Source organism: Parafrankia sp. BMG5.11, from assembly GCF_004337455.1.
Window position 1 is genome coordinate 1 of record NZ_SJXI01000127.1, and the last position, 5,519, is coordinate 5,519.

Here is a 5,519-nt window from a genome sequence, read left to right on the forward strand (position 1 = left end):
TGCGCGCCACGTGTCCCGGTCACCACGACCATGACTGACCGTCGCTGGGTCTCGGTCGAGGAGCGGGCGCTCCGGACGAGACGGTGAGCGTAACCGTCGAGCCAACCGCTACGCGCTGGCCGGCGCCGGGCCTGCTTCTGATGACCTGGCCTGCGGGGACCCGTGTGCTGGTCTCGAAGGTCCCGTTGACGGTGAGGCCGAGGTTCTTCAGGCGCTGGCGGGCGGTGCCATAGATCTGGCCTTCGAGTCCGGCCGGAATCACGACGGTGGCCGGTCCGGAACTGACGACCAGCGCGACCTCGCTCCCGCGTGCGACGCGTTGTGGATGTGCGGGGACGCTTCGGATCACCTGACCGGAGAGTCGATCGTCACTGAGCTCGGTGGACGCCGTCACCACGAACCCCGCCGAGGTCAGGGCGCTTTTGGCCTCCTCCTCGGTGCGCCCGACGACATCGGGGACCTCGACCTGCGCGCTCCCGGAACTGAGGGTCAGCCGCACCGCACCGCCTGCGGGGACTCGCCGACCATCGGGCGGATCCTGGGCAACCACCTGACCAGCGGCGACCACGTCGCTGGTCACTGCCTCGGCTCGCACCGGGCGCAGCCCGAGAGCCCGCAGCGCTTCCTCGGCGTCGGCGACCGCGCGACCTGTCAGTAGAGGTACGGCCACCATGGGTGATGGCTGCGCGCCGTCCGCCCTCGGCGAGGAACCGGGACCGCCGGCCTCTCCAAGGGCGAGCAGGACGCCCAGAAGCACGAGCACCCCGACAAGTCCCAGGGCGACGATCTCCCGCCGGCTACCGTCCGCCAACGATCCGCCGAATGTGCTCAGCAGCCTCCACGCTCGGACCCGGCGCCGCGTCGGGACCGCCGGCGTGACGCCTGGGCCCGAGGGCTCTGGCCCTGGGACACCCGCGGAGCCGACGCTGAGGCCAGGACCGCCAACTCCAGGCGCCACGAAGTCGCTCGGTGCCATCGACGCGGTCTCATCGGCCTGAGCGGCGTCGTCGACCTCGATCGACCTTTCAGGCGCGGCGGCCGGGAGGTCGGTTCCGGAATCGGAGGCGCCCACCATCGTGGTGTCGGCGTCGATCTCGGTATCGGTTTCGGAGGTGACGTCGGTCTCGTCCGTCGACACCGCCGGCAGGGGTGAGACGACCACTGGTGAAGCCTGGGTCGCCGCGGTCAGCAGCAGGTTGTAGAGCTCCTGAGCGGATGGGCGTGCCGCGGCTTCTGAGCGCATCGCCGCAGCGACGACCGCGAGCAGGGGCCTGGGGATACCGCTCAGGTCCGGCCGCTCGTGCACCACCCGGTAGAGCAGTACCTCGGGCCGACCGGTGCCGAACGGCGGCCGGCCGGTGGCCGCGAAGACCACGACGCCACCCCAGGCGAACACGTCGGCGGCGGGGTCCACCCCCTCGCCGCGGGCCTGCTCGGGTGCCATGAACGCCGGTGTGCCGGTCGATGTGCGCGAGAGCTGGGTGGTGCCGTCGAGGGCATGAGCGATACCGAAGTCGATGACGAGCGGCCCAGCTCCGGACAACATCACGTTTGATGGCTTCAGATCGCGGTGCACCATCCCCGCACCGTGAATCGCCGTCAGCGCCGTGGCGACGGCGATCGCGATCCGTTCGAGCTGCGCGGCACCGAACGGTCCGCCGCTGTTGACCGCGTCCCACAGCGTCGGGCCGTCGACATACTCGGTGACCAGGAACGGCCGGCCAGCGTCCGCCCCGACGTCAAGCACCTCCGCTGTGCAGAAGCGGGCGACCCGTCGGGCGAGCTGGGCCTCTCGATGGAACAGGCGGAGGAACTCCGGATCCGCGGCGAGGTCGGATCGGACGACCTTCACCGCCACCTGCCGCCCGGCCGGTGAGCGGCCCAGGTAGACGCTACCCATGCCTCCACGCCCCAGTAACCCGAGGAGCTGGTAGTCGCCGATCCTTGTCGGTTCCTCCGCCGACAGCGGCACCATCGGCCGGGTCAGCTCTGATCGGTTCGCGGCGGGGCGTTCGTCAGGGGATGCGGCTTCCGTATGAGCGTGGTCGGATGCCGTCGGTCCTGGGGATCCCACCGCCGGCGCTCCGGTTTCGCGGCTGGCCCCGCTCCCGTCGGTCTCCTGGGTGTCTTCCGTGCCGTGGATGTCTCCGGCCTCGTCGGACTCCGCCTGACCGTCAGCGGGTGAAATCACCGGCACTCCGCCGCATCACAAGCACAGCTTGCCTCCCCCCGAGGGCCCTGACGTCGATGATGTTGCGCCGTATCCTTATCACGGCGACATCACGCTCCGGTCGGAGGCTTGCCACGAGCACCGACCTGGCGTCCTCCATCCGAGTTGCCGAAGTCCATCCTGCCCGACAGCGACCAACCTCGCCGAGGCGCACCGGGCAGTGAGTGATCCGGATCAGGCGAACGCAGAGCCCGCCGGGGCGTCGGTAGACACGGCGCCGATTGATCGTGAAGGCTAGGTCCATGAGGCTGGCCGAATTGGATCGGCCGGTAGTCGAGTTCGCCTGTCGCCCCGGGCGGAGTTCACCTGCTCTTGTGTCAGTCCCCGAGCATCGCTGAGGTCCGCCCCTTCTATCCCGGCCCGCGTCAGGTTTGCCGCGCCCAGCCAGGCTTCGGTGAGGCTGCCGCGAGGAGCTCGGAGCCCGCGCAGTCTGGCGGGGCCGGTGAGATCAGCGCCGTCGAGGTCCGCCCGGGGGATGCTTCGACGGATGGGCAGCCGGGCCAGAACCGTGACGGCCGCATGTACGTCCGTCGCTTGGATACCAGACGCCCATAACAGAGAGTGCTGCGCCTGCCACGGCGATTCCAGCGCTGATCAACAGCCAGCGCCGGCTATTCCGCCGGCGCGTTCCCCTGTCGTTGACCACCAGCAGAGTTCTACGCGATGAGGGTCTCCCCGTTACGGCGAATTGATCAGATTTCAGATCATCGGCCCGGCGACACGCGGAATGTTGTGCTCCGGTCGACAACCAAGGGGTGCTTCCGCGACACGAGGGGCTCGACAACCCGGCCAGCGGGAACGCGGTCGCTTCCTATACGGCGTCCGACATGCCGCCAACCCTGCTTGCGAGCAGGCCACGGACCAACCCGGGGTGTCAGTTCTGCCCAGGTGGCCGGGGTTGCATGAGGTCGGCGATGGCGGCAGACCCTGCGTCGGGTTCCCCGCGCAGCCCCGCGATGGCCCCGGCGCGGTCGGCGGGGGAGCGGTTCTGGCTGAGTTTCTCCTTCGCCGTCACCGACGCGACGGCGAGTTCGAAGCCGACGATCGTCCGCAGCAGACCGGCCACGAAGTCGGGCGGGGCGTCGTCCACAGCCCAGGGCTGTTCCCGGTGCTGTTCGTGCCGGTCGGTGAGTCGGGTGACGATGCCACGGAGCTGTTCGGGGTCGTGGTGGAACGTGACGGGTCCGCTGAAGTGGATCGCGGTGTAGTTCCAGGTCGGGACGACCCGTCCGTGTTCGGTCTTGGCGGCGTACCAGGACGGTGAGATGTAGGCCTGCGGCCCGTGCACGATCGCCAGCGCTGCGCAGCCCGGGGACGCGGTCCGCCACTGCGGGTTCGCGTGGGCGAGATGCCCCAGTAGCCGTCCGTGCGGCGCATCAGGTCGGCTCGGGGTGCGATCCCAGATGATCGGGACGAGGGTGGCCACCGGCTGGGTGCCGCTGACGGTGACGAGGTCGGCTGCTCCCGCGGCCGCAACGCAGCCAGCGACCTGGTCGAGGTCGGTGAGGGCGAAGGCGCGGGGCACATGCACAGAGCCCAGGCTACGAGCCGGATCCCGCCCATCCCCGCGGGCGACGTTCACCTGCTCCTGCGTCAGGCCGTGGGCGCCGGTGAGATCCGCCCCACCCAGCCGAGCACGGGTGAGGGTTGTGCTGCCCAGTGCGGCGCCAGGGAGAACCGCCCCACCCAGCAGCGCGCCGGTGAGGTTGGCGCCGCGACCCGGCGGTCCGCGTCCGGAGAAGTGAAACAGCAGTGCCCCGTCCTGCCGGACGCCGTCGTCGGAGGCGGACCGGCGGTAGTCGCCCTGGTTTCACCTATCCTGCCGGCGAGTAGTCGGGTGATCGCCATCCGTGTCGCGAGTTCGTGGGTTCTTCTCCCGGTGAGCTGGGCGTATTGACAGCGGCGTCCCATCAAGTTAGAACGACCGTTAAAATTTCGTTTTCGGGTCGTGGCTGACCGGCCGCGGCGCGGCGCCGATCGAAGGAGGCTCGCCAGATGAGTCGTAGCGGTCCGGTCTACTGGGATCCCTTCGACCGCGATATCGCCGGCGACCCCTACCCGGTCTACCAGCGGCTGCGCGCGGAGGCGCCGCTCTACTACAATGACCGGCACGACTTCTACGCCCTCAGCCGCCACGAGGACATCGACCGTTGCCTGACCGACTGGAAGACGTTCTCGTCGGCCCGCGGGCCGATCCTGGAAATCATCAAGGCTAACGTCGAAATTCCGCCGGGCACGTTGCTGATGGAGGACCCGCCGGCCCACGACATCCACCGCGCTCTTCTCGCGCGCGTTTTCACCCCGCGGCGGGTCACCTCGCTCGAGCCGCAGGTCCGGGACTTCTGCCGGCGCAGCCTCGACAGACTCGTCGACGTCGACAGCTTCGACCTCATGGCGGAGTTCGCCAACGAGGTGCCGATGCGCGTGATCGGGATGCTGCTCGGCATCCCGGAGTCGGACCAGCCGGCGATCCGCGAGCGCGCGGACGCGAAACTGCGCACCGAGCCGGGGCAGCAGATGAAGGTGTCCCAGCAGGCACTCATGGACTCGGACCTGTTCGCGGAGTACATCGACTGGCGGGCCGAGCATCCGTCGGACGACCTGATGACGGAGCTGCTGCGCGCCGAGTTCGAGGACGAGGCCGGCGAGACGCGGACGCTGACCTGTGAGGAGATCCTGACCTACATCACCGTCCTGGCCGGCGCCGGCCAGGAGACGACGGCCCGGCTGATCGGCTGGCTGACGGTGCTGCTGGCCCGGTACCCCGACCAGCGCGCGCAGCTGGTGGGCGATCCGCGGCTCATCCCGAACGCGGTCGAGGAGACGCTGCGGTTCGAGCCGACCGGTCATGCCATCGCCCGCTACGTCACGACCGACGTCCAGTTACACGGCCGCACCGTACCCGCCGGCAGCGCGATGATGCTTCTCATCGCCTCGGCGAACCGGGACGAGAACAGCTGGTCGGACCCTGACCGGTTCGACGTCCACCGCAGAACCGGTCACCTTCGGACCTTCGGCCTCGGAACCCATTACTGCCTGGGAGCCGCGCTGGCCCGGCTTGAAGGCAGGGTGGCGCTCGAGGAGATCCTGAGACGCTTCCCGCGATGGGACGTCGACTGGGAGAATTCCGCGCTTTCGTCGACGTCGACGATGCGCGGCTGGGAGACGCTGCCGATCACCGTCGGTTAGCCCGAGCCCCGCCCATTCCCACGGCATGGCTCGCCCGCACACCACACCACACCACACCACGACTCAGGGAGACGCAGATGGGAAAGCTCGACGGCAAGGT

At 69.3% G+C, this 5,519-nt stretch carries 3 protein-coding genes and 1 pseudogene; 1 reads left to right on the plus strand and 3 read right to left on the minus strand.

What is annotated here, in order from left to right:
* Positions 1 to 19: 19 nt before the first annotated feature.
* The 3 genes and pseudogenes from E0504_RS46370 to E0504_RS53870 form a co-directional block, all read right to left on the minus strand.
* On the minus strand, positions 20 to 1,975 hold the full coding sequence (locus tag E0504_RS46370) for a PASTA domain-containing protein (protein WP_131627668.1): 1,956 nt from the start codon (positions 1,973 to 1,975) through the stop codon (positions 20 to 22).
* Between the two features lie 1,129 nt (positions 1,976 to 3,104).
* Complete coding sequence (locus E0504_RS46380; protein WP_243657947.1) at positions 3,105 to 3,812, minus strand: FMN-binding negative transcriptional regulator; 708 nt, start codon at positions 3,810 to 3,812, stop codon at positions 3,105 to 3,107.
* 33 nt (positions 3,813 to 3,845) lie between these two features.
* Positions 3,846 to 3,983 (minus strand): annotated as a pseudogene (locus E0504_RS53870) (pentapeptide repeat-containing protein); the annotation flags it as partial.
* A gap of 242 nt (positions 3,984 to 4,225) precedes the next feature.
* Between E0504_RS53870 and E0504_RS46390 the strand changes: the two are divergent.
* The gene (locus E0504_RS46390; protein ID WP_131627669.1) at positions 4,226 to 5,419 is read left to right on the plus strand and encodes a cytochrome P450; all 1,194 of its coding nucleotides are present in this window, start codon (positions 4,226 to 4,228) and stop codon (positions 5,417 to 5,419) included.
* Positions 5,420 to 5,519: the final 100 nt, after the last annotated feature.

Coding starts and splice junctions, on each gene's coding strand:
- E0504_RS46390 (WP_131627669.1), top strand. CDS start 4,226: ATGAGTCGTAGCGGTCCGGTCTACTGGGATCCCTTCGACCGCGATATC.
- E0504_RS46370 (WP_131627668.1), bottom strand. CDS start 1,975: ATGGTGCCGCTGTCGGCGGAGGAACCGACAAGGATCGGCGACTACCAG.